Source organism: Nostoc sp. (assembly GCF_036916735.1).
In the GTDB taxonomy this organism is placed as follows: Bacteria; Cyanobacteriota; Cyanobacteriia; order Cyanobacteriales; family Nostocaceae; genus Nostoc.
Map to the genome: position 1 here is coordinate 1 of NZ_JBALFV010000039.1, position 25251 is coordinate 25251.

21 protein-coding genes and 1 pseudogene are annotated in these 25251 nt (G+C 41.6%); 13 read left to right on the forward strand and 9 right to left on the reverse strand.

The genetic code is table 11. The features are described 5' to 3' along the window. Positions 1-275: 275 nt before the first annotated feature. Together V7L20_RS32580 and V7L20_RS09330 are read left to right on the forward strand one after the other, a co-directional pair. A pseudogene (locus tag V7L20_RS32580) lies at positions 276-413 on the forward strand (helix-turn-helix domain-containing protein); the annotation flags it as partial. A gap of 69 nt (positions 414-482) precedes the next feature. Further along, positions 483-668 carry a hypothetical protein gene (locus tag V7L20_RS09330; protein WP_334743804.1) on the forward strand — a complete coding sequence of 62 codons (186 nt, stop codon included), beginning with the start codon at positions 483-485 and terminating at the stop codon, positions 666-668. 480 nt (positions 669-1148) lie between these two features. Here the strand turns inward: V7L20_RS09330 and V7L20_RS09335 are convergent, their stop codons facing one another. Continuing rightward, positions 1149-2099 (reverse strand): hypothetical protein, encoded by a 951-nt coding sequence (locus V7L20_RS09335; protein ID WP_334743805.1) that lies wholly within the window; start codon positions 2097-2099, stop codon positions 1149-1151. An 881-nt stretch (positions 2100-2980) separates the two neighbouring features. Here V7L20_RS09335 and V7L20_RS09340 point away from each other — a divergent pair. Beyond that, entirely contained in the window at positions 2981-4183 is a 1203-nt protein-coding gene (locus V7L20_RS09340) for a hypothetical protein (RefSeq protein WP_334743806.1), read from the forward strand. Between the two features lie 303 nt (positions 4184-4486). Here V7L20_RS09340 and V7L20_RS09345 read toward each other — a convergent pair whose 3' ends face one another. From V7L20_RS09345 to V7L20_RS09355, 3 genes are all read right to left on the reverse strand, one after another. Then, the gene (locus V7L20_RS09345; RefSeq protein ID WP_334743807.1) at positions 4487-4765 is read right to left on the reverse strand and encodes a hypothetical protein; all 279 of its coding nucleotides are present in this window, start codon (positions 4763-4765) and stop codon (positions 4487-4489) included. Between the two features lie 293 nt (positions 4766-5058). Continuing rightward, entirely contained in the window at positions 5059-8460 is a 3402-nt protein-coding gene (locus tag V7L20_RS09350) for an efflux RND transporter permease subunit (protein WP_334743808.1), read from the reverse strand. A 17-nt stretch (positions 8461-8477) separates the two neighbouring features. Then, positions 8478-9740, reverse strand: a complete 1263-nt coding sequence (locus tag V7L20_RS09355; protein WP_334743809.1) for an efflux RND transporter periplasmic adaptor subunit — start codon at positions 9738-9740, stop codon at positions 8478-8480. 918 nt (positions 9741-10658) lie between these two features. Here V7L20_RS09355 and egtC point away from each other — a divergent pair. Continuing rightward, positions 10659-11456, forward strand: a complete 798-nt coding sequence (gene egtC / locus V7L20_RS09360) for an ergothioneine biosynthesis protein EgtC (protein WP_334743810.1) — start codon at positions 10659-10661, stop codon at positions 11454-11456. 335 nt (positions 11457-11791) lie between these two features. Here the strand turns inward: egtC and lnt are convergent, their stop codons facing one another. Further along, positions 11792-13423 (reverse strand): apolipoprotein N-acyltransferase, encoded by a 1632-nt coding sequence (lnt, locus tag V7L20_RS09365; RefSeq protein ID WP_334743828.1) that lies wholly within the window; start codon positions 13421-13423, stop codon positions 11792-11794. Continuing rightward, positions 13404-16010, reverse strand: coding sequence for a DNA topoisomerase (ATP-hydrolyzing) subunit A (gene gyrA / locus V7L20_RS09370; protein WP_334743811.1), 2607 nt, complete (start codon positions 16008-16010; stop codon positions 13404-13406). Before gyrA ends, lnt begins: the two co-directional genes overlap by 20 nt. Before the next feature lie 803 nt (positions 16011-16813). Here gyrA and trmB point away from each other — a divergent pair. The 9 genes from trmB (at position 16814) to V7L20_RS09415 (ending at position 22500) form a co-directional block, all read left to right on the forward strand. Continuing rightward, a complete protein-coding gene (gene trmB, locus V7L20_RS09375; protein WP_334743812.1) occupies positions 16814-17488 on the forward strand; it encodes a tRNA (guanosine(46)-N7)-methyltransferase TrmB in 675 nt (224 codons plus the stop codon). A 482-nt stretch (positions 17489-17970) separates the two neighbouring features. Beyond that, complete coding sequence (locus V7L20_RS09380) at positions 17971-18180, forward strand: hypothetical protein (protein ID WP_334743813.1); 210 nt, start codon at positions 17971-17973, stop codon at positions 18178-18180. 29 nt (positions 18181-18209) lie between these two features. Beyond that, positions 18210-18644, forward strand: a complete 435-nt coding sequence (locus V7L20_RS09385) for a nitrogen fixation protein (protein ID WP_334743814.1) — start codon at positions 18210-18212, stop codon at positions 18642-18644. A 40-nt stretch (positions 18645-18684) separates the two neighbouring features. Then, complete coding sequence (locus V7L20_RS09390) at positions 18685-19053, forward strand: Nif11-like leader peptide family natural product precursor (RefSeq protein WP_334743815.1); 369 nt, start codon at positions 18685-18687, stop codon at positions 19051-19053. 296 nt (positions 19054-19349) lie between these two features. Then, entirely contained in the window at positions 19350-19727 is a 378-nt protein-coding gene (locus V7L20_RS09395; protein WP_334743816.1) for a Nif11-like leader peptide family natural product precursor, read from the forward strand. A gap of 75 nt (positions 19728-19802) precedes the next feature. After that, positions 19803-21068 (forward strand): nif11-class peptide radical SAM maturase 3, encoded by a 1266-nt coding sequence (locus V7L20_RS09400; RefSeq protein WP_334743817.1) that lies wholly within the window; start codon positions 19803-19805, stop codon positions 21066-21068. A gap of 21 nt (positions 21069-21089) precedes the next feature. Beyond that, on the forward strand, positions 21090-21269 hold the full coding sequence (locus tag V7L20_RS09405; RefSeq protein ID WP_334743818.1) for a hypothetical protein: 180 nt from the start codon (positions 21090-21092) through the stop codon (positions 21267-21269). A 284-nt stretch (positions 21270-21553) separates the two neighbouring features. Then, a complete protein-coding gene (locus tag V7L20_RS09410) occupies positions 21554-21775 on the forward strand; it encodes a transposase (protein WP_334743819.1) in 222 nt (73 codons plus the stop codon). A 566-nt stretch (positions 21776-22341) separates the two neighbouring features. Next, positions 22342-22500: a hypothetical protein gene (locus V7L20_RS09415; RefSeq protein ID WP_334743820.1), complete on the forward strand. Its 159-nt coding sequence runs from the start codon at positions 22342-22344 to the stop codon at positions 22498-22500. Between the two features lie 73 nt (positions 22501-22573). On the opposite strand, the gene V7L20_RS09420 is transcribed toward V7L20_RS09415, so the two are convergent. The 3 genes from V7L20_RS09420 to V7L20_RS09430 form a co-directional block, all read right to left on the reverse strand. Further along, on the reverse strand, positions 22574-22753 hold the full coding sequence (locus tag V7L20_RS09420; protein WP_334743821.1) for a hypothetical protein: 180 nt from the start codon (positions 22751-22753) through the stop codon (positions 22574-22576). A gap of 64 nt (positions 22754-22817) precedes the next feature. Next, positions 22818-23558 (reverse strand): foldase protein PrsA, encoded by a 741-nt coding sequence (locus tag V7L20_RS09425; protein WP_334743822.1) that lies wholly within the window; start codon positions 23556-23558, stop codon positions 22818-22820. A gap of 137 nt (positions 23559-23695) precedes the next feature. Next, positions 23696-25219 carry an HlyD family efflux transporter periplasmic adaptor subunit gene (locus V7L20_RS09430; RefSeq protein WP_334743823.1) on the reverse strand — a complete coding sequence of 508 codons (1524 nt, stop codon included), beginning with the start codon at positions 25217-25219 and terminating at the stop codon, positions 23696-23698. Positions 25220-25251: the final 32 nt, after the last annotated feature.

A 25251-nucleotide genomic window follows, 5' to 3' on the forward strand; every position in this document is an offset into this window, starting at 1 on the left:
AGGGGTTGCCCTACGCAAAAATAGCTCGATGCCAGGTTTATTTTTTCTAACTAAAGCTTTCTCAAATGACTTTGAGAAAGCTTTTGTTTTTGCTGAATTTAGTATTGCATAAATCATATCAAATCCGGTAGCATCCGAGTGATATGATGGCAGCTAAGTAAAGAAGAATGCAAACCTGGCGATCACAATGCCAAAAATTTTGAAACTAGAGCACCACAACTGCTTAGAAGAGTTAGAAAAAACTTTATCGGCGAGCTTGAGACCCGGTAGAGCGCACAAGGTTACAAATAATCTGGCTATTAAGCAAGGGATACAGGGTACAAGAAGTTGCAAAAGTTACAGGATATAGGCGTGGGTCTATTTATAGAATCGTTGGTCGTTATAACCAATCAGGTGCAGATGGATTAAAAGATAAGCGTCATCAATATCGAGGTGGTGATACATTTCTATCTGAAACACAACAAGCTTTATTATGGGTAGCATTGCAAGAGCCACCACCAGATGGAGGTTTATGGAATGGTCGTAAAGTAGCAGATTGGATGAGTAATCATCTTGAGTGTTATATTCATCCGCAGCGAGGCTGGGAGTACTTACGGACTTTTGAAATGTGTTTAAAGGTTCCGCATCCAGTACACGAACTTCAAGACCCAGTTGAACTTGAAACTTAGAAAAAAACTCAAATAGATACTAGAAGAAATACGTAAAAAATATCCCGACTCAGGCAATTTTTAATTCGGCAGGTTACCTAATATCATTGGTAACCTCAAGCATCAGCTTAATTATTCCGATGCTACCGGATTTGATATCACCCAGCATTCCGCCATTAGTTGTAATTGCTTGAGTTTTACCTTTAGCCCATTTTCCAGGCGTAATAAGCTAATCTAGCATTTAAATTGCAACATGCTTAAGGCGATCTCTCGCATGATTCATACTTTGAATTCAGCAACGCCAAATTCTTCATCATATAGAGAGATTTTTTATTTAATATAGCTTTGTTTGTAAACTGAAAACTTTTGCGCTCGTTTAGAGTTATAGAGTTAATATAAAGTTAAAGATGAATATTCTTCAGGGCAAACGCATCTAAACGATAATAATCTTTCCAGAGCAGGGTTTGGACTTTTCATTGTTAAGTTTTTCGGTACTCGTTTTTAGGAACGAATTAACATTGGGTCATAAATTTGAATTTCTTGAACGCCGCAATTACCTAAAATAGAGCTAACGTAATCAAGTTCATTATCTGTGCCATTAATTATGAGTATGTAATTGCCTTGCTCAATTTGCTCGTTGTAAAAGCGTGCCCACTCATCTGCTATTCCTAGCCTCATAGCGTCGAAGCGCTCACTCAAATTAATACCTGTTGATCCTTGAAGTTGAGAAAAGTCTTTACAAATTAAGGAAATCTGGTTTACTGGGAAACCTACGGCACACATATTATTAATTGCAGCTTCAACATTATCTATGTTATTAAAATCACTAACAGCATATTTGGCCAAAATCCCACTTTTATTAGGAATAGCACTAGCAGAAGTCGTATTAGTGAGATAATTTATAGTTTCATGTTCACTGTTAAGATGCTCGTAAATGCCAAACTCTTCAATACCCCAACGCAGGAGAATTGCTTCTACTTTAGCAATTTCAAAAGATGTACAATCTACAATTATTAAATAGTGTCCAACCTCTACTCGCTGGTTATATGCTCTAGCTTGCTCTTCCGATATTCCCCAACCAACTAATGCACCAGCAAAAGTCCCAGTAGCTGCACCTATGCTTGCCCCTACAAGAGTTGTAACCAAAGCGGTTGCAGCTGCCCCAGCTAGCATTATTGGTCCAACTCCAGGGATTGCTAAAGTGCCTAGACCTACTAATAAACCAGTCAACCCACCGACAGCGCCCCCTGAAAGACCTCCTACTGTTGCGCCTTCGTCGGATTTATCACCTATTTGATCATCGCCAATCTCATAATTGCGGTCTGTATTCTGTACAACCACAGATACTTTTTCCATTGCCAAGCCAGAATCTCTTAACTCATGTAGTGCCTGTTCTGCATCTCGACGATGAGTAAATACGCCTACGGCACGTTGATATTGATTTAAAACCATTATTACTCCTTGGTAGCGCAAGAAAATTAATTACCTACAAATTTAATATTTTACTATTTGTAATATTAAATACGAGTTTGTTAAACTTAAAATCATCCATCTTTAGTAATAAAATTAATGGCAGACGCTGCACTCTGTAACCCTCTAACGTTTTCCAGCTTTTTTATTCTGTTAAGCCATACGTGAAATTTCATAATTCACCATGCCTTATCTGTTCTAAATGCTCTGCCAAATTCTTAATTTTATAATTGATTTAGCTACTTAGCAAGTATTGGCAGTAATTAAGTTTAGTAAACCTGATGACCGCGAATAAATTTTATTTATACGCTTTCTACTTATTGTTTCATAAATATTATTTCAATAGTGCTTCACTAATGCCATTTATATTTCAAATACAAAACTTTCATAAGGGAATTTTAGTAATACCTATGTACTATTAAGTGGCGATCGCAGTGTGCTAATTGCGTAAGTCATGTATAGAAGCTATGGCCGCTTGATCCACTAGAGAAGTGATCGCAGTTCCGTATGAGTGATCGCCATGATTAATCCCTAACACAAGGATTGATTATGACAATTATATTTGTTGCAATACTTTAACGATTGCTGTGCTAGCCCCTCATCCCATCGCTATTAATATATAAAAAGTAAGTAATTGCTCTAATTAGCCACAAGAGAACATGCTGAAGGACAACTTGATGTCTGCACCAGTTCAACTGACGAGGCGTTGCAGATTGATTATCAAAACTATCTTGCTGAAAATCCAGAGGTTTTGAGTTGACCTATAGTAACATGGTACGGATTGTGGAAGCTTTTCATTAGGTGACTTATAGTGATGTGAGATTCAATCAGAAAACAATAGAAATATACATAGAGGGATAACAATGTTTAGTTATTCTAGCCCCACAATAGCCACATATCTTAATATTGCTTCTCCAAGAGCGGCTTGTGTCAACGGCAGCAAAGTTGCGGTCATTAATAATGAGGGTATATGGGAAGTAGAAGCTAATGGGAGAAAAAAACTAATTCCAAACTCTTATCAGGATGCTCGTGACATTGTAGCAATTGACGGCAAGACTTATGTTCTAGCTGTTCCAACAGGATTAGTAAAAATAAAAACTGATGGAACTACCCAAAAAATAGTTGACAGTGCTGCTAACTCAAAAACAAGAGTGAAATTTTTAGATGGCTTGATTATTCACCAGTCTGAAAATACTCTATCAATATATGATACCAGCCTCAACTTCAAAGCTAAACGTAGCTATGCAGTAACTGAGGTAATGGATTTTGAGTACAAAAATAAGTATCTTTACATCAGTGGTTTTCAGCAACAAAAGCGGTCAGGTATTCCAATACAAATTGCTTTTCTTTACCGAATGGGTTTTAATGGCACAAGTATATTTGGCTTGCCAAATTTGCCAGGGGATAATACTTCAGGTACGCTCAGTGTAAACCAAGGTAAGCTTTGGGGTTACAATCCTGCCAGTCTTATTGATAATATGGCAGATACCCGACTCAACAGATTATACATTTCTGGGGATAAACTCTACGTACTTGGTTCCGTCTATGGGGGTAATTCAATCTATAGGTGGAATGGTAAAGACCTATCAACACAGACTTCGATCACTACAGATAAATATACCAATGCTGCCCAAACTCGTGATGAGACAAAAGTTTACACAGGAGTTATTGATTTAACCTCATTCACTGTTGAACGTGGGCAACTTAGTCTTACAAGACTTCCTTCAACAGGAGGATTGGGAGATGGCAATAGCAATTTTCCTAAAACTATTTACTCAGATGGCACTAATATATTTGTTGGATCTAGTGCTGCTTACGCAATTCCCAATAGAAATAGCCAAACATTCTTAGGTAAACCGATTCCACCTTACCGTGGCGATGCAAGTTTTTTAATTTTTCCCAATAATCTCAAGACTCGCAAAGCTTGGATAACACCCGGTAATGGTGAAATATTGCTATTTAATAATAAGTTTGCTGTGATCAAAACAGGTAATGTCAATGATTTGTCTACAAATTTAGGAACCGCCCAAAGCCTACCAACAAATACTTATTTGATTAAGTTTTAATAGAGCGATGCATCACCAATTGTAGAGCGACAGATTACTTGACTTCAAAAACAATACGTTTCAGTTAAGCCAGAAAAATAAATTTGCATAGGTTGAGTTGAAGAAAGTAGCAAGATCCCACAGGGTAATCCAACATTTCGGGCATTTGTTAGCTTTCACTTCCCTATAAGACGTTACGCGAACGTTCAAATCAACCTACAATTATCCTTAACTCAAGCGTATTGTATTTTAAGTAAGTTGTATTTTTGTTGAGAAAGATCCGGGTAATGTATTTTGTAAAAATGATGTCTTGCACTAAACAGATCAGTAATTTTTTTTATCTGTACTTGAGTGAATAATTTTGTTCAAATCTCGTAACAAGTTTTCTTCTGCATCTTGCTCTTGTTTGAGTTCTCGAATCATTTCTTGACTAGAACCGATCAGCAAGCCAGCAACTGCACCAACGATCGCGTATTTTTGCTCCAAATTTTGATACATTTGGCTCGTGTAAGGGCAAGGAAGTAAACTAGCAGCAATAAAGCCAATTCCTGCACCGACAAATGCTGTCACAAAACCAGAGAAAGCGATTAATCTAGCATTCATTTGCTTTACTCCAATGCTTATAAAGTTGCTAAATTATTAGGGGATACTATACATTGTCTCAGCGTCTCCTAAAGTTGTAACTTAATCTTTATCTCTTGTAATAGAAAGCAGAGTTGGGTAGGGGAAGAGGGAGCAGTGGAGCAGCACTTCGGCTCCCTTCCCTACGGGACGCTGCACGCTAAGCGTAGCTATGCCGCAGGCTTTACGACTACGCTCAGGGCAAGTCGCTCAGTGACCGAGAATAAGTTGTAGTCAGTCTTTCTTCTCTGCTCTTGTGGTCAATCCTCAACTCGCTATTCCCTATTTCCTTTTTCATCACTCGAATCATTAGGTCTGTTCTCATCAGTGTTTTGCTTGATAATCACAGATGAATGTTGATGAGCGTTCGTCGTTGGCGTTAGCGTCTCCGTTCGCGCAGCGTCTTTGATAGGAGAAGGAGAAGACGTTGCCGTTGGCGTTGGCGAAGCCTCTCGAAGAGAAGCGTCTCCGTCAGGAGAAGCCTCTTGAACAGAAGGCATCGCTTTTGATTGTCCATCCTCGTTTCCATCTGGAGATGGTGGTTGGGAGCGATTAGTAGGTTTATGTTTCAAGAAGCGATCTTCCAAAGTCTTAATGATTACATACAGCACTGGAACAAAGAGCAAACTTAAAATCGTTGCCACGAGTAACCCGCCAAACAAAGCCGTTCCCAACGACCAGCGCGAGGCAGAACCCGCCCCGGTGGCGATTACCAGAGGGAAAAATCCCAGCAATGCCGCACTCGAAGTCATGACAATTGGTCGAAACCGTTCTTCGGCTGCGGTTAAGGCTGCCTGTGAAATTGCCATACCCCCTTCATAAGCTTGGTTAGCAAACTCGACGATCAAAATGGCGTTTTTCGAGGCGAGTCCGATCAGCATTACCAACGCTACGTTAGCGTAGACATCGTTTACCAAACCGCGCAAGGCTAGCGCACTCAACGCACCTAACAACGCTAACGGTACGGTCAACAAAATAATCGTGGGATCGATATAACTTTCATACTGAGCGGCAAGTGTGAGAAACACCATAATGATCCCGAAACCAAAAATTAGAATGCCCAAGTTACCTGCACTTAATTCTTCACGGGCAGTTCCAATCCAGTCACTGCCAACCCCCGGTGTTGCTACTTGGCTCACCGTTTGCTGCATTGCTTGGATTGCTTGTCCACTGCTGTAACCCGATGCTTCTCTGCCTTGCAGATCGATGGCACGGAAGCCATTGTAGTGATTAATTACAGATGGGCCTGTAATTGGCGTGAGTGTTGCAACCTCGCTCAATCGCACCATTTGGTTATTTGTCGATCGCACATAAAGCTGACGAATATCATCGGGCGATCGCCGATAGTTGCCGTCTGCCTGAACATAAACGCGATAGCTCTGCTGTCCAAGGATAAAATCGTTGACATACTGCGAACCAATGGCGGTTCCAAGTGTGCTGACAGCATCTTGAAAATTGACGTTGAGGGCTTCGAGGCGATCGCGATCGAAGTCGATTTGAAACTGTGGGGTATTGGCGGTGAACTGCGTAAACACAGCGCCTTTGAGAGCTGGTTGTTGATTCGCTTGGGCGATAATCGCTTGGGCATTGGCGAAAAAATCATCAATTGTCAGTCGCCCGTTGGTGCGGTCTTCAAGCTGCAACTCAAATCCACCCAAAGTACTAAAGCCTTGAATTGGTGGGGGACTGACTGCGGTGATTACGGCTTCGGGAATCCCTTGAAATCCGCCATTAATTCGGGTCAAAATTGCAGACGCACTTTGATCGGATTTGCTGCGATCTTCCCACGGCTTGAGTTGAGCAAAGAAGACGCCGCGATTTGACCCACTGCCTGCAAACCCAAATCCTGAAGTTACAAAAATATTATTAAATTCTGGTTCTTTTTGGAGAACTTGTTCAACTTTTTCGAGTACTCGATCGGTATAGCCGAGGGCAACTCCATCCGGGGCTTGAATAATGCCTAACAAAATCCCTTGATCTTCACTGGGAACAAATCCAGTAGGAACATGGGTGAACATGAAATAAGTGGCAGCTAAACCGACCACAAACAATCCAATGACAACATAACGAACGCGAATTAGAAAATTGACGATCGCGAGATATCGTTGAATAATCCATGCCAAAATTTGATTAAACTTGTTAAAAAACCAGCCAAGCGCGCCGCGTTTGGGTCGTGGCGGACGCAGCAAAATCGCAGACATACTGGGACTGAATGAAAGCGCATTAAATGCTGAAATCGCGATCGAAAAGGCAATTACTAAGGCGAACTGCTGATACATTCTCCCAGTCGAACCCGGAAAAAACGCTACTGGAATAAACACCGCCATCAACACCAGCGACGTTGCCAGCACTGCTCCGGTAAGTTCGTCCATTGCCTCGATTGACGCTTGAAATGGTCGCACTCCCTGTTCAATTTTGCGGGCAACTGCCTCAACGACGATAATTGCATCATCTACGACTAATCCTGTCGCCAAAATTAAACCAAATAAGGTCAAATTGTTTAACGAGAATCGAAACACGTAAGCAAATGCTAATGCGCCAATCAGCGAAACCGGAATCGCAATAATCGGAATAATTGTGGCTCGCCAGTCTTGGAGAAACAGAAAAATCACGAGTACCACCAGTGCGATCGCTTCCACAAGGGTTTTCACTACTTCTTCGAGTGATGCTTGCACAAACCCAACGGTATCGTAAACAATCTTGGCTTGTAATCCAGGCGGAAACTCTTTTATTAGGTCATTCATTTGCGCCTGAACGTTTTTCGCCACATCCAGCGCATTACTACCTGGTAACTGATAAATTGCGATGCCGATCGCCGGCTTGCCATTATTTCTCGCATTACTAGCGTAAGTCTCCGAGCCGAGTTCGGCATGACCGACATCTTTGAGTTTAATTAAGTTGCCATCACTCCCGGCTTTGATGACGAGATTCTCAAATCCTGATGCATCTTTGAATTGACCATTGACTCGCAGCGGAATTTCATAACTTTGACCTGGGGGCACAGGCTGTTGACCCAACGTTCCGGCTCCGGCGAGAATGTTTTGCGATCGCAGTGCTGTTGCCACATCTGTCACGGTTAATTGCCGACTCGCCAGTGCATTTGGATCGAGCCACAAGCGCATCGCATACTCTTTTTCACCAAAAATTGTGATATCGCCAACTCCCGGTGTTCTCAGCAGTTGATCCCGCAAATTGAGGTCAATGTAGTTACTAATAAACAGCGCGTCATACTCATTATTTTGGGGATAAAGCGCGTACACTAATAAAATGCTGGTTGAAGACGTTTGCGCTGTCACACCGAATTGTTGCACGGTCGTTGGCAAGCGAGGTGTCGCACGGGCAATGCGATTCTGTACGTTCACTTGGTCAATATTTTTATCCGTCTGTGACTCGAAATACACTGAAATTTGGCTACTACCTGCGGAACTGTTCGAGGTCATGTACTGCATTCCCTCAACGCCGTTAATCTGTCGCTCCAACGTCGTTGTCACGGCAGTTTCTACGGTTTCCACATCCGCGCCTGTATAGGTAGCTGAGACTTGAACGCGAATCGGTGCAATATCTGGCAAGTAATTGAGCGGCAGTAACGGAATACACACTCCCCCCAAAATCAAAATCACTAAGGTACAAACGGTAGCTAATACTGGGCGTTTGATGAAGGTGTTAGCGATCGACATGATCGGATGTCCTGGATTTAGGATTGCGGTTGAATTGGTGCGCCTTCTCTAAGTTTGAGAATGCCAGCAGTCACGATCGTTTCGCCGGATTTAAGTCCTGAGAGGACTTGATAGTTTGTGCCTTGAATGTCACCAAGGCGCACTAAACGCTGATGCACAACTTGCTGCTGTTTGCCGTTTACGGTTTTGTTTTCCGTGACATACACAAAATTTTGTCCGGCATTGCGATAAATTGCGGCGGTGGGAATTAAGATACCTGGTTGTTGATTCCAAATCACCCGAGCTCGAACGTATTGCCCATCGCGCAATCGCCCTTGTAAATTCTGAAAGCGTGCTTTGCTCAAAATTGACTGCTGATCGGAACTGACTGAGGGAGAAATGAAGTTGACCGCGCCTGTGCCAATCAGTCGCTGCGTGGTAGGATCGAGCAATTGAACGGGTAATCCGGTTCGCAGTTGATTCAATCGATTTGAGGGTACAGAAAGATTGAGATCCAGCGAATCGTTTTGCGTCAGCGTGGTAATAGTTTGTCCAGTGTTCACATAATCTCCCACTTTCACTGGAAAATAACCGACTACGCCAGTAATCGGTGCTACCACTCGTTTGAAATTAAGATTGACTTGTGAGGCAGCCGTGCTGGCTCGGGCTTGGCGTACATTTGCCTGTGCTTGCCGAATGGCTGCACCTGATGCAGCAACTTGTTTGTTTGCGGCTTGCAAGTCTGCATTTGCCGCTTGTAAATTATTTCTAGCAATGTCTAATTCTTGTCTGGCTATGGCTCCTTCGTTAACTAACTGTTGGTTACGATTGAATTGTGTCCGTTGCAGCTGAACATTGGCGGCGGCCTTAGTTCGCTGGGCTTCGGCTTGTTGAAATTGTGCTTGAGCCGTCAATAAAGCTGCTTGCGCTGAACTAGCCGCAGCGATGGAACTCGCGACATTAGCCTGAGTCTGATCTAAACTCAAGGATGCGATCTGTGTACCTTGCTGCACTCGCTGACCACTCGACACCAGAATCGATTCGATTCGTCCCTGAGTTTGGGGCTGTAGCGTGACTTTTTGCTGCGCTTCCAACGATCCGACAAACACAGAACTTTCTTCGATTGTGCCTGCATCAATTTTCTGAAGTTTCACCGGCAATGGTGGCGGGCCTTGAGCATTCGCTGCCGGATCGTTTTTTTGACAACCACTCGTCAATGCTGTGAGCATTAGTGTGATAACTAATACTGGATTTGCGAGTAATAGATTTAAGGATTTAAGTAAGTAAGAACGTTTTAACATGAAACAAAATGCTTATCGGTTAAATTTATACACTTCATAAATTTTCCCTCTCAAGCCAAGGGATTGAGAAGCCTAAGAACTCCACCGTTGCCGCAGTAAATTTTTTAGGTATCTAGATATTTGGTTGATCACTTAGATGCATCTTTTGTCTGAATCGTGGCATTACCTCAAACAAACTCACTTTTGAAAAATCTCTGGATTAATATTAGATGAGTCTAACGGATTAAAAAAATTACCAAAGATAGAGATAATTAAGTTTGTAGGGTAGATATAGCGGGCAATGCCTGTCAGTAATGCAAACCTTCCTTCTTTGACGGGCACTACTGTGTATGCACAAGTTTCTTAGAGTTACTGCGTAACGTAGAGTGAGTTAATTTTTGCAGGTTAATACAACAAAGGTGCAGGTCGATGCAGCAAAGGTGCAGGTTAATACAACAAAGATGCAGGTCGATGTAACAAAAGTGCAGGTCGATGCAACAAAGGTGCAGGTTAATACAACAAAGATGCAGGTCGATGCAACAAAAGTGCAGTTCAAGAGACTTATGTGTATACCGTAGCCAACGGGCGAGAGAGACAGATTTTAACTTTAGTTCAAGTCAGGGAGAAGTTCGTCGAACTGACGTTGAGTAAATGGGGTATCAATAAATTTATCTTGTCATAAATGATATGCATAAAATAATAATATTTTTTACTTCCTTTAGTTATATTTAAATTTATTTAATCTACTTTTTTTTAAAAAAATTTCTAAAATTTGTAAAAAAAACCATGACTTTAGTCATAGTTCAAGCGTACACAAGATTAAGAATAATTGTTAAATTTAGTAAAGATTCGCAGTAATTGCACAGTTAAAAGGTTCGATTTATATCGGGGCTTGTGACTGAATTTCGTTCGTTACTCTTTCAGCAACGTCGTTTTTTTATGTGTAGATTAATTGGCTACCTTGGTAACCCCATCCGATTAGATGAGTTGCTGTATAAACAAGAGCATTCGCTTTACAAACAAAGTTACAGTCCTTTGGAATTAAAATCAGGAGTAGTTTGTGCAGACGGGGTAGGTATAGGCTGGTATAACGAAGGAGGTAAACCCTTTACTTATCGAAATACGATCCCGATGTGGAACGATCCAAATCTGGAAGAGTTGAGCAACTATGTACAATCTACTTGTACTGTCGGCTATGCGCGATTAGCTGGGATAGGTGAATCACTCGACATTAGCAACTGTCAGCCATTTCGCAGTGGGAAACTTTTGTTTGTGCATAATGGCGAAATCTCAAACTTTCAACAGACTCTCTATAGACCAATCCGTGAGAGCCTCTCTGATTCCACATATGGCCTGATTAAAGGCATGACTGACTCTGAACATATCTTCGCCTTGTTAGTGGAAATGTGGCAGTCGTCTCCAGACAAGACTCTGTTCTCAGCCTTACGTGACACAATTCAAAAATTGACTGAGTTGGCATCAAAATACGACACCAACTTTAGTGCTAATATAATTGTCACCGATGGTCAAGAAATTGCAGCAATTCGCTACGCTTACTGCACACAAGCTCCTACTCTTTATTGGTATTGTGATGCACTCAAGCATCCAGACCAAGTTATTGTTGCCTCTGAGCGTTTATCTAACCAAAATTGGACTGCTTTTGATGAGCAAAGTATGTTATTTCTTCAAGCTCATTCATTACAGCCAACAATTAGTTTGTTAGGTAAATTTATTTAATTGGGGTTTATATAGCAATACGGTTCAGTTAAGGCTAAAACTCTTAGTGAAAGTGATTTTTTTAACGAACCGCCAAGAACACCAAGGACGCAGAGAGAAGAAATAAATTCTTAACTGAACCTTATTGGTTTATATAGGACTCATATTTGATTGCATGAAAAAAACTCAGTACATCTTTATTCCTTCTTCCCAGTCCCCAGCGATGCACTGAGTTTCGACTGTGCAAAAATCGAGTTTCGGCTACGCGGTAATCGAGCGGAGTCGAGATTCAACTGCCGCGAAGTCGAGATTCAACTACCGCTAGTCGTTGTGTCCCCAGTCCCTTGCTATAATTACTAATCGCTGATTTTCTTTGTATGGCTAAGTTGAATTAGCAGCCAAGCTCCTCCAGAGGATATCAATAATAACGCTGTCAACCAATCACCCCAACGCACATATAAAGTCTGCGTTTGTCGCCGATAAATTGTTTCAGCATGAGTCTCGTAAGTATTATATCCAGATATCCACAAGGTTCTGCCGTGAGGATCTATAAAGCCTGAATATCCTGTATTAGTTGCCCGTGCTGACCATCTATCAGTTTCAATTGCCCGCATGATATCCTGTGCATGGTGCTGGAATGGCATCGATGCAGTGTAATGGGCATCGTTAGAAGAACTGAGGATAAATTGCCCACCCACAGCAGCTTGGCGGCGAAATTGCTCAGGAAAAGCAGATTCATAGCATATACTAGCGATCGCCCGACCAAAAGGAGTATCAAATATTTGATTTGCCGAACCAGGAACTTGGTGCGCGTCCAAAGGTGACAAGCGTTGAATTATTCCGCCTAAAATCCCTTCAAAGGGAATATATTCTCCCAAAGGTACTAGTTTGGACTTATCGTAGCGGCTAACAATTTCACCCTTGCTGTTGAAAGTAAACAAGCTAATTGTATAACTCTCTCCCCGTTCGCCAAAAGCCCCAATCCAAGCAACTACGCCTTTTGCCTTCACGGCTGCGACTAAAGCAGTTTGCATCAAGTTACGCTGGAAAATTGGTAAGGCTCCCTCTGGGGTAAGGACTGCATCTACACCTTGGTCTGCTAAAGTTAGATATCCATTGGTATAGTTTTCTTGGGCGCGACGAAACCCTTCAGAACTTTGTAAAAGTCGGTTTGGGATATTACCTTGAACAATCCCCACTTTCAAGGCTGCTTCTGGTAATTGGGCAATGGGACGACTATATAAGATAAAACCAATGAGGTGTAAGGTAATTAATAATCCTGTAGCGCTAACCCAGTATTTATTAACGAACCGCCAAGGCGCAAAGGACACAGAGAAAATCTTGGCGTCCTTGGCGTCTTGGCGGTTCATCCATCCTTCAGCAATTAACCCGTTAACAGCGACGATCGCAGCTGTCACAGTATTAGGCCCAGAGAGTTGCCCCAAATGTACAATTATGAGATTATGCGGACTTTGGGTGTAAGCAAGGGAACTCCACCACAAAGGCCCAGCACTCCATAGACTCTCTAAGCTGCACCAGACGGCTGTACCAATCAGTACACGCAGCCACGGTTTTTGTCCGTTTAGGCGAACCATCACAGCCGCCCAAATACTAAGGAATACCCCTCCCAAGACACTGATAAATCCCCAACAAAAAAGGGTGATCAACAAACTTGGCAGCCAAGGAACGCCCAACCATGTCATCGGATGAATTCCGGTAATCCAAGATAGGGCGACACTGTGATAACCGATACCCCAGAAGAAAGCAGGAGGGAATTGGTTTTTGCGTTTGGCTGAGGTGATAATTATTACCCAGAGCGGGACTAGGGCAATCCAAGCCAAGAACCATGCACCTACAGGGGCTACAGTTAGCCCCATTAAAATGCCGCTAGCTAAGGCAATCAAGTAAGGGAGTAAGGAAGTTAACCTCTCCCCCTGCCTCCCCTGCTTTCCCTGCTCCCCCTGCTTTTTATTCTGCTTCTTCTGCATCGGCAGCATCAGGTGGAACTACTGCCACTCCGATAATGGCGTCATCTTCGTCTAAACGCTGTACTCTAACTCCAGTTGCCGATCGCGATTGGATAGAAATCGCATTTACCGCTTGACGAATGATAATACCACGATTTGTCACCATCATGATTTCATCATCATCATTGTTGACAATGCGTAGGGTTGCCAACTTGTCTTTGTTTTTACGGTTTTTGAACTTAGTTGCCATTAAACCCTGACCAGCACGATTTTGTAGGCGGAATTGGGCAACGGGTACGCGCTTACCATATCCTCCCATTGTAATTACCAACACCCAAGGGCCAATAATGCCATTGCTAGGCACTTCTGCGGACTCTTCATTAGTTTCGGTAATTTCGATATCTTCTGTTTCGACTGTTTCGATATCTTCAATTTCGGTTTCTGTAACTATATCCAAAGTTTCAAGAATTGCTGCCGGGAGAATATCCATACCCACCAGTTCATCTTTATTTTTGAGTTTCATGGCTTTCACCCCACGAGTCGCCCTACTTAAAGGACGCAGTTGTTCGTGGTTGCATCGAAAGTTAATCGCCATGCCGTTTTGAGAACCAATGATTACACTGTCCTCTACTCTGGCGCGTCGCACCCAGCGCAGTTGGTCGCCTTCTTCTAAGGAAATGGCAATCAAACCATTGGCGCGAATGTGACTAAATGCTGCCAATTCGGTTTTCTTAATATTACCGCCTTTGGTGAGCATGACCAGATATTCTTCGTTGCTAAACTCGTCAACAGGTACAATCGAAGTGATTTTTTCCTCTTTGGGAATCGGTAGCATCTGGACAATTGGTGTCCCGCGACTGGTACGCGAACTCACCGGAATTTGATAAGCTGTTAGGCAGTAAACAACACCACGTTCACTAAAGAATAAAATACTGTCGTGATCGCAGCAAGTCAAGAAATGCTCAACGGTGTCATCATCTTTTACCTTGGCTGCGGCTTTGCCTCTGGTAGCACGGCTTTGGGCTTCAAAGGTGTTGACTGGCATCCGTTTAATGTAGCCTTGCTTTGTAACCAAAATTATTGCTTTTTCATTGGCAATTAGGTCGCGATCGTCTAATTCCCCTTCCCCTGGTAAAATTACCGTGCGGCGAGGTGTGGCGAAGCTAGTTTTTAGTTGCCCAACTTCAGTTTCAATGATTTCTAGCACTCTCTCCCGGCGTGCCAAAATATCTTGCAAATCGGTAATTTTCGCTTGTAATTCCTCGTGTTCTAAACGAATTTTATCTGCTTCTAAGGCAGTCAACCGCCGCAATTGCATCTGCAAAATCGCATCTGCTTGCACTTCCGAAAGTCCGTAAGTTGTGATTAATTCACCTTTAGCTGTGGGTGCATCGGGAGCATGGCGAATCAAGACAATAATTGGATCTAAGTGCGACAGGGCAATTAATAATCCTTGTAGGAGATGGTCACGTTCTTCGGCTTTCCGCAGTTCGTAACGGGTGCGTCTGGCAATGGATTCGATGCGGAAATCCAAGAAGACGGTTAAGAACTGCTTGAGGGTGAGTACTTGCGGTTCGCTATTCACCAACGCCAGCATATTTGCGCCGAAGTTGGCTTGTAGTGGTGTTTGCTTGTAGAGGTTGTTGAGAACGACGCGGGGATAAGCATCACGCTTGAGTTCGATCACAACTCGCATCCCGTCGCGATCGCTTTCATCCCGGATATCTGCGATGCCCTCTAGCCGCTTCTCGTTTACCATTTCGGCGATTTTTTCAATCAGCGCCGCTTTGTTGGTTTGATAGGGCAATTCGGTGATGATAATTGCTTCTCTATCTGGTCGTCCCCGTTGTTCAACGGTTTCAATGTTAGCGACACCACGCATGGTGATAGAACCACGCCCGGTGGTGTAAGCTTCTCGAATGGCAGATGTTCCTAAAATTTGCGCCCCAGTCGGAAAGTCTGGGCCGTGAACATACTGCATTAATTCGATATCGGTGATTTCGGGATTGTGGATGATAGCCACTAAAGCATCAATTAATTCGCCCAAATTGTGCGGTGGAATGTTGGTTGCCATACCCACGGCAATGCCAGAGGAACCGTTGAGCAACAACTGAGGAATCCGCGCCGGTAGCACTGTCGGTTCTTGCTGGGAACCGTCGAAGTTATCAGCAAAATCTACGGTTTCACACTCGATGTCGTGGAGTAAACCAGCACTAGTTAAAGCTTTTAAGCGGCATTCTGTGTACCGCATGGCGGCTGGCGGATCGTTGTCTACTGAACCAAAGTTACCATGTCCGTCAACTAGGGGCGATCGCATGGAAAAATCCTGCGCCATCCGCACCAAGGCATCATATACTGCTGTGTCGCCGTGGGGGTGATATTTACCCAACACTTCCCCCACCACACGGGCGCATTTCTTAAAGGGGCGATCGTGAAGTAGACCTAGCTCGTGCATTGCATAGAGAATGCGACGATGCACAGGTTTTAGACCATCCCTGGCATCTGGCAGCGCCCGACCCACTATCACGCTCATGGCGTATTCCAGATAAGATTGCGACATTTCGTTTCGCAAGTCTGTCGGGATAATCCTCTCCTGTGAGGTTGTCATAACCTAAAAATCTCCAAAAATCGTAGATTTTAGCTTGTTTACTCAACAAAGTGCAAAATTATTCTAAATTTCTCTTGAATAATTGCCATAATTTGATAAAATTCTAGCATATATTGCTTTTTTTTGCCTGGGTAGGTAACTCAAATATTTAGTAAAAAAGGTATAATAAATCACGGTAAATAGCCTCTTAGCTAGTTAAAGAGAGCAATGAACTAAAAGCTTACTTAGTGCAAATTTACTTAACTTAAAATATAAAAAGGTAAATTTAAGAGAACAATTTAGAATTAGCTTTATAAGTTCTTAGTTTTATAACCGTTATCTAGCAAAAATTTTGAGGATCTAATGACTTTCCAACAACTAGAAATAGGTGACTACTTTAGGATAACTGACATGAGTTCCGATTGCGTATATAGAAAGGCTAACAGTTCACATTGCAGCCTAAACGCTTTATTACAGCCAATCCGAGCAGAAATAAAAGTTACACCGCTTACTTGTGCAGAGATTAATAACTATTTTGCGCTCAAGCAAGAGTTCCTTCAAAGTCTCAGGCGATAAAGGTTTTACGTTTTCTTTAATAATCAAGTACACGTCGCCTTTTTTTCGATGAGGCGATGCTTACGATGGTCACTGAGCTTTGTCGTACCCCTACAGGGAAGCAAGCTAGCAAGAGCGTCTCGTAGAGAAGTGCGGCAAGCTACGCTTCCTAATTGAATACAATTTCAAACGTTTGTGACAGTTCATGAATAGCAAAGGAGTTTCATAGTTACTATATCAGGATATTTTCAGGTAAAGGAGAGAAAATTTTGGCAGCAGTCAGAGTCCGCCAGCATGTTAATCCACTTGCGAAAAAGTATCAAACACCAGCAAGTCCCCAAGACTGGGAAAAAATTTATGCAAAGCCAAATCAACCGCTACATTTAGATATTGGCTGCGCTAAAGGACTGTTTTTGGTAAATATGGCCAAAATAGAACCCAACTGGAATTTTCTAGGCTTGGAAATTCGGGAACCGTTGGTGGTGGAGGCGAATAAATTACGTTCTGAGTTAGGTTTGACAAACCTGCACTACTTATTTTGCAATGTGAATAACTCACTGCGTAGGCAAAGCCCGCCGCAGGCATCGCTTTTATCTTCCCTCCCTCTAGGAAGTTTACAACGTGTTACAATTCAATTCCCCGATCCTTGGTTTAAAACCCGCCATGCTAAACGCCGTGTAGTCCAACCAGAACTAGTGGCAGAGTTAGCTAATTATCTTGCGGTTGGTTGCGTTGTATTTCTGCAATCAGATATAGAATTTGTTGCTGTAGAAATGCGCGATCGCTTTGCTGCTCATCCAGCTTATCAGAAAGTTGGTACAGAAGAATGGTTAGCTCAAAACCCACTCCCAGTCCCTACAGAACGGGAAATAGGAACGCAAAAAAAGGGTGAACCTGTTTATCGAGCTTTATTTGTCAGGCGAGAGGTAGTGAATGAGGGGTAGTGGCGGTATAAGCATCTAGCGCTATAAAGGCCAAATTTTGCTTGACATATTCACATTTTATAAATCTTATAATGGCAATAATTTTAGGACATAACTATTATAGTTAATGCCCATAATTAACCTAAATATTCAATTTGCATTGGTATGCAAAAGTATAGAACTCCTATTTGATTGCGTGAATAAACTCGCCCTCAACTCGAAAAGGCTGATTCCCGACTCCCTGCCTATCTCGCTTCGCGTACCAAGCCAAGAACTTCAAAAATCAAATCGGATTGCTATACATGACTTGATTAATATACCTGTCGCTAAAAATAGGATATTTAAAACATTTTTATTTAATGACATAAAAGTTTTATTTATATCTCATTGAGAGTCTTACCAATAGACTTGTTAGCTTTCCTTTTTCTTAAAATGAGGAAATGATTAGGCAGTTTTATTCAGTATTGAAGTCTAATCATGTCAAAATTCAAAGGAAAATCAACATGGAAATAAAGTATAACCGTAAGCTTGAAATTAACGAGCTAATTGATGATGCTGTAAAAAATGCCGTGGAAAGACGGAACCAAGGTTTAGATTCAGAAGATGCCCTGTTAGCTTTGTCTAAAACAGAAGCCACAAATGTAGCAGGTGGTATAGCGTTTCCTATTATTATTACTACAGGAATCATCTCCAAGGAACCCGAAGCCTTTTAAAAAAATTATCTTCCTTGGAGACTCAATTGATGGAAGAATTTGCTGCTAATAAAACTACACTTTGTCCCAGTGCTAGACCAGATGTGGATAGTGTTGTCTTTGGCGTAGTCGGTGGGACAGTGACAGAATCCCGTGTAGCTTATCTCAAAAAGCCCCAACCTATTACGGATGAACTAATAGCAAAAACTAGTCCAATTACACCAGCCGAAATTTTTCGGACGGCAGCACCTTGTGCTACTAAAGGTTGTCAGCATTTTGATGGACAAGATTGTCGTCTAGCAATGCGAATTGTAGAAAAGTTACCATCAGTAGCAGAAGAACTACCACCCTGTTCTATACGCCGAGATTGTCGGTGGTGGCAGCAAGAAGGCAAGGCAGCTTGTACGCGTTGTCCGCAAGTTATTACAGATAACTACAATCCCTCTGAACTAGCAGTTAAGGTGGCAACACCGATTTTTGGTTAAGTAAAGCTAGGTCTGAGTTCAATAATTTTAGGAGTAAATCATGTCCATAGAAAATGTTCAAGCCTTTTATGCAAAGCTAGCAAATGATGAAGCTTTTCGCGCTCAAATTCAAGGCGTTAAAAGTAAGGAAGAATGTAGCCAAAGAGTCAAAGCAGCTGGCTACGATTTCACCCAGGATGAGTTTGAAGAATATACGGCTCAGTTGTTGGAGTCAACTGCTGGCGACGATGAACTCAAGGATTTAAATGAAGAAGAACTAGAAGCCGTTTTTGGTGGGGCTTCATCAATTGCTGCAAAGCATACTATAGTAGCACATCCACTATATGGAGTTATTGAACCTATTGATGATTGTCCACATAAGCCACCTGTTGTGCAGCCTTTGTATGGAGTTACTCAGTCAAATATTTAGATAACAGTTTAGCTTTATGGGGACGAATAGGGATATATTCGTCCTTTTCTGAAGAAATTAATTGAGGCTATTCCAATGACTTATCGCCGAATTAGTTATGCAGTTTGGGAAATTACATAATTGTTCCATACGCCTAGATTATCGGTGGAGGCAGCAGGAAGGTAAGGCAGCTTGTATACGTTGCCCGCAAGTTATTACAGATAATTACAATCCCTCTCAACTAGCAGTTGAAGTGGCAACACCGATTTTTGGTTAAGCAAAGCTAGGTCTGAGTTAAATAATTTTAGGAGGAAATCATGTCCTTAGAAAATGTTCAAGCATTTTATGCAAAGCTAGCAAATGATGAAGCTTTTCGCACTCAAATTCAAGGCGTTAAAAGTAAGGAAGAATGTAGCCAAAAAGTCAAAGCCGCTGGCTACAATTTCACTCAGGATGAGTTTGAAGAATATACGACTCAATTGTTGGAGTCAACTGCTGGTGACGATGAACTCAAGGATTTAAATGAAGAAGAACTAGAAGCCGTTTTTGGTGGGGCTTCATCAATTACTGGGAAGCCTATTATACGTCCGCTACCGCTATATGGAGTTATTGTTTCGGAACCTATTGATTGTCCCCATAAGCCACCTGGTTACCAGCTTGCTTATGGAGTTATTCAGTCAGACAATATTGCTTAGATAACAGTTTAGGTTTATGGGGACGAATGAGGATATATTCGTCCTTTTCTCAAGAAATTAATTGAGGGTATTCTAATGACTTATCGTCGAATTAGTTATGCAGTTTGGGAAATTACATTAAAATGTAATCTAGCTTGCCAGCACTGCGGTTCTCGTGCTGGTCATACAAGAGCGAACGAACTTTCTACAGCAGAAGCTCTTGATTTAGTCAAGCAAATGGCGGAAGTGGGAATCACTGAAGTAACCATAATTGGTGGTGAAGCATTTCTGCGTCCTGATTGGCTGGAGATTGCCCAAGCAATTACTTCTTCTGGGATGCTTTGCGGTATGACCACTGGAGGTTATGGTATCACTCTCGATACAGCACGGCGGATGAAAGAAGCTGGAATTAGAGTGGTATCTGTCTCAGTTGATGGCTTAGAAGCAACTCATGATCGCCTCCGTGGTAGACAAGGTTCTTGGCAATGGGCGTTTAAGACTATGAGCAATCTTAAACAAGCAGGTATTCGCTTCGGTTGCAACACTCAAATCAATCGTCTCTCTGCACCAGAATTTCCTCGTATTTACGAGCATCTGCGCGACGCTGGCATCTTCGCTTGGCAAATTCAATTGACTGTACCGATGGGGAATGCTGCAGATAATAGTGAGATTCTGCTGCAACCTTATGAATTACTAGATGTATATCCGATGATTGCTCGTGTTGCCCAACGCGCAAAGCAAGAAGGGGTGCAAGTACAGCCAGGAAATAATATTGGCTACTACGGGCCTTATGAGCGAATGCTGCGAGGAGGAGGGGATGCTTGGACTTTTTGGCAGGGATGTAGCGCTGGGCTGTCTGCTATAGGCATTGAAGCCGATGGTGCTATCAAAGGTTGTCCCTCACTACCTACCACAGCATATACTGGCGGTAACATCCGCGACTATTCACTGCGGACAATTATTGAAGAAACCGAAGAACTAAGGTTTAATCTTGGAGCTGATACTCCTAAAGGAACATCACACTTATGGGGTTTTTGCAAGACTTGTGAATTTGCCCAACTCTGTCGAGGTGGTTGCAGTTGGACTGCTCACGTTTTCTTTGATAAGAGAGGTAATAACCCCTATTGTCATCATCGCGCCCTAACTCAGGAAAAAGGCGGTATTCGAGAGCGAGTTTTTCTGCAACGTCAGGCGGACGGAAACCCCTTTGACAATGGGGAGTTTGGGCTAGTTGAAGAACCGATAAATGCTCCTTGGCCTGAAAACGATTCGCTTCATTTTACTAGCGATCGCATTCAATGGCCAGAAGGTTGGGAAGAAGAAGCAAATCTAGCATCATCTTTAGTTAGTTCTAGCAATTAAAAACTGCAAAATACCATTTCTATGAATAATATCTCTACTGATATCCCTTCAGAAAATACGACTGTTTCTGACTCTCAAGCAACCCTATTACCTCGTTCACCTTGGAATAGTCAACTAGCTTATTTAAGAGTAATTTTTCGGGCAAAGAAAGCTCTAGACCGCATCGAAAAAGAAGCAGGTGTTTTGAGAATTGAAAACTAGTTAGATTATATCCACAAATTACTTAAGGTTGATTACTTATCTTTTTTCACCCAAGTTTACCTTGGGTTATTTTTTATCTTAACTTTTGTTGTAAAAAAAATGCTAAATATAGCAGTTGCCAGTATAGTTAGGACGTAGACTTCTATGTTGATGAGTCTAGTATAGATCATCAAGATGATTACGGCTTAGGCTTGAATGAGCGAGGAGAGCGCTTCAATGTCCTCAAATTTGGGCAAAGTTAAGGCCGAGTGAATATGATTGCGGTATTATCTAATTAGCAGTTGATGACTCCCTTCACGCTTGAAAGGTTTTATAACCTAGATATATTTGAGACCTGCTTGGAAACCTGCTTAGTACCTGTACCCAAACTAAGGCAGGTTGTGACGATGGATAATACCACCTTTCATAAAAGTGGACGTATTGAACAGTTGATTCGAGAGGCTAGTTGTCAAGTCCTGTATTTGCCACCTTATTTTCCAGACCTCAACCGAATTGAAAAATGTTGATCTTGGCTTAAGAATCGAATTCATAAAAAACTTAAGCTGTTTGACTCCTTAGCGAGATGAGCGAACAAGTCTTACGTTTCGTGTCCTAACTCATTTGGCTATTGATATATATCAATAATATCCCAAAATTATGCTATTTCCTAAAAATAGAATAAATTATTTTTTGAAAATAAAAGACAGTAATAACTTTAGATAATAAACAGAGATATAAATGAATTATTTTTGTTACAATGTATAGTGATTAGCATTTTAAAATCAAAAATCCAACAAAAGATGATGCATAAAATTTTTTGATATTTGACTCATTTTCTAATTCGGTGTAATACATCAACGAATCTACAATATTGGTTATGAAGAAATCTTTTAACACCTATTGATACTTCTCAAGATTTAATAATGACCAAATTTAGGTTGGAGTTTTTTGGGACGGAATTGTTTTATTTGAGGTTAAAAGCAAACTGATTTAACTCTTGAAAATAAAGATAGAATAACGGACTATATATACAGAATGAGTAAGTTAAAATTCTCATTTTAAGAAAACAATTTCATTAAGGTCTAAGTTAATTATGGCTAACATTACAATATCCAACATACTTCCAATTGAAGCAGAATTTGCGGAAATATCAGAGGAGGAATTAGGAATTATCATGGGAGGAACTCAACCAAAAATTGAAGTAAAATCTGAACCGGATGGAACAATAACAGTTACGATTACTCCTCAATAGATTAGACTTGTCGCCTAATAAGGTTTTTAAATTTTTCGAGCTAGACAGCGAAAGGCTTTCAGACACCAATTTTTTATAAAGCGACAAGTTTATTGAATGTGGTTCGTAGAGGAACTCCCACATCACTCATTGCCGAAAGTACCGTCTGCTTAAAGCTGTGAGTAAATATTTCTTGCTCATCCAAATCAACACGCTCTAGAGCTTCCCTTAACATGCGAGCGCAAGGCTTGACAAAACCTTGTGTAAATAGCAAGGTTATCTCCTGAAAGTTTAGGATTCCACGTTTGCTGGATCTGTTGATTTGGATAGGGCTTATCTTAGGCTAACAAATTCATTGCAACTTCAACTTCTTTCATTTGTTGCTTAATCCACTCATTAAATAAATCAGTGATAATTTGATTACGTAGGTTGTTATCCAATTCTGCCTGGATAATCTCCTCCACGAAAATTAGATGTAATCCCTTAGAAGTCACTATCGGTTTAAGAACCTGAGGCACTGTAACAGCAAAGACAGCAGCCGAAATGTCTGGTTTTAAATCTTTGCGACGCACTATCCCCAAATATCCACCTTTGTGACGTAATTCAGTATCCTGAATGTATTTGTGAGCAACATCATAGAAACTCATCTCACCTTCCTTAATCGCATAGAAGAGTTCTAAGGCTAAATCTTCATCATCCAGAACAACTTCATATATCACCACCCCAACATAATCTAATTGGTTTTCAAAGAAATAGGCTTCAACTTTATCTGCAAAAAGATGTTTTACCAACTTCCCAGAAATGAGACTAATGTAAGCGATTTCTTCAAAATCATCTAAGGACAAACCATGTTCCCCTAACCATTTCCAGGTATCATCAGCACTATCGAGTTTATTAGTTAATCGTATTTGGTCTGCTGCTTTCTGAAGTTCCTCAACCTCTACTTTTATCCCAGCCTCTTCAGCAGCCGCTATAATCACCTTGCGGGTAACAATCTGTTCAACTATCTCAGGAATTTTACAAGATACCTTAACTTGCTGAAGAATATCTTCCTTGGTAATGGTGATAGATTGTGACATGATATTTATCCTAAATTTGGTTAGCAAAATAAAACATGAGAGCATGACTTATTAGCTGGATGTAGAAACATTACATATAATGTCTCTACATACCCAATTCCTATGTTCTTTGGATATAGGAAAGGGGGTTAGGTTTTCTATAATTTCACCCCACCCTGCTGCAACTTCTTAAATGGGTCAAGCAGAAAATCAATAATCCGACGCTGGCGCACAATTACCTCAGCTGTCGCCGTATCACCAGGACGCAAGGCAATACATTTATTAATTGAGGAAATACAATTTTGTTTTAAGGCAATTTCCAAGTCATAAGCCGCCACCTTTCCATTAGCTGTTTCCACCTCTATGGTAGTAGGAGAAATCTCTAACAATTCTCCTTGCACTATTCCATAATCCTGAAATGGATAAGCATCAAACTTTAACTTGACTGGCAATCCTCTTCGCAAAAAGCCACTCTCATTTGTCGCCATTTGCGCCCGAATTATTAAAGGTGAACCTTGGGGGGCAATCTCTGCAATCATTGCTCCAGGTTGCACTACAGACCCAGCCCTTTGTATTGGTAACTGAAACACTCTACCGTTGACAGTGGCTCTTAACTCTCGTTGTCCTAACTGAAACTTTAACGAGACAATCTGACTCTTATTTTGAGCAATTTCTGCCTGAAGCGTAGTAATTTCTGTCTCCAAATCCTTCTGTTGTTCATCGATTTTTAGCAGAGCCAGCTTACTAGAACGAGTTAAGGTCTGATAACTCCTTTCTTGTTCTTTCAGTCGCAATAGTGCCTGCTCAATATCTGCATTTGCTTGCCGAATAGTCCGCTCATAACTACTTTGTTGTTCTACCAAACGTAGTTTAGCCTGCTGAATATCTGACTGATTTTGTTCGTATAACTGTTGCTTGTCTTTAGCTATATCTTGCTTCTGGACAACATTAATTTCTGGAACAACTCCTGACTGCCAAAGACTGTGATAGCGTTCAACTTCCCGCTCGGTACTCGCCAAACTACTGTTTACTAACTTATTAGCTGTTTGACTATGCTCAAGAGTTTGTCGTGCCTGATTGACTTGAGCTAATTTTTCGTCTTTTTGTAAGTCATAAGAATTCCTCAGAGCATTCATATTCTGTCGCGCTTGCTCAATTTGAGCCTGTTTTTCTAACTGTTGAGATTGGTTCTGTTGCTCTTGAGTTGTCAAAGATACTACTAACTGACTTTTAGATGAATTTAACTGAGAAAGTCGATTTAATTGTCCTTCCAATTTCTCCTGTGCCTGCCGTAAGTCCGCCTTAACTAATTCCGATTCCAATACCAACAAAGTCTGCCCAATTTTAACTGAATCACCTTCCTTTACCCGAATTTCAGCAACAGTACCCGCCACAGCAGCATCCAGCCTAACCGTCTTTCCCTTTGGCTCAAGTCGCCCTGTTGCTGTACCCGTTTCATCCACCTTAGATAGGATCGCCCAAGGTAAAATGATCGACACAAACACCACCAAAAAATACAATAATCCCCTTGTCCAAACCTGGGGCAAGCTATCAAGTAAATCCTTGGTTGCGTAAGACCAATCATCAGTTGAGGTAGCTGGTGTTTGCTCCCTTAAAATTTCCTCGCGCTGTTCTACCTCATAGATTTGGGTTTTAACCCTTCCATTCAATGTGTTTGGCATGATTTTTCCTGAGATCAATTTAGGATTTTGGG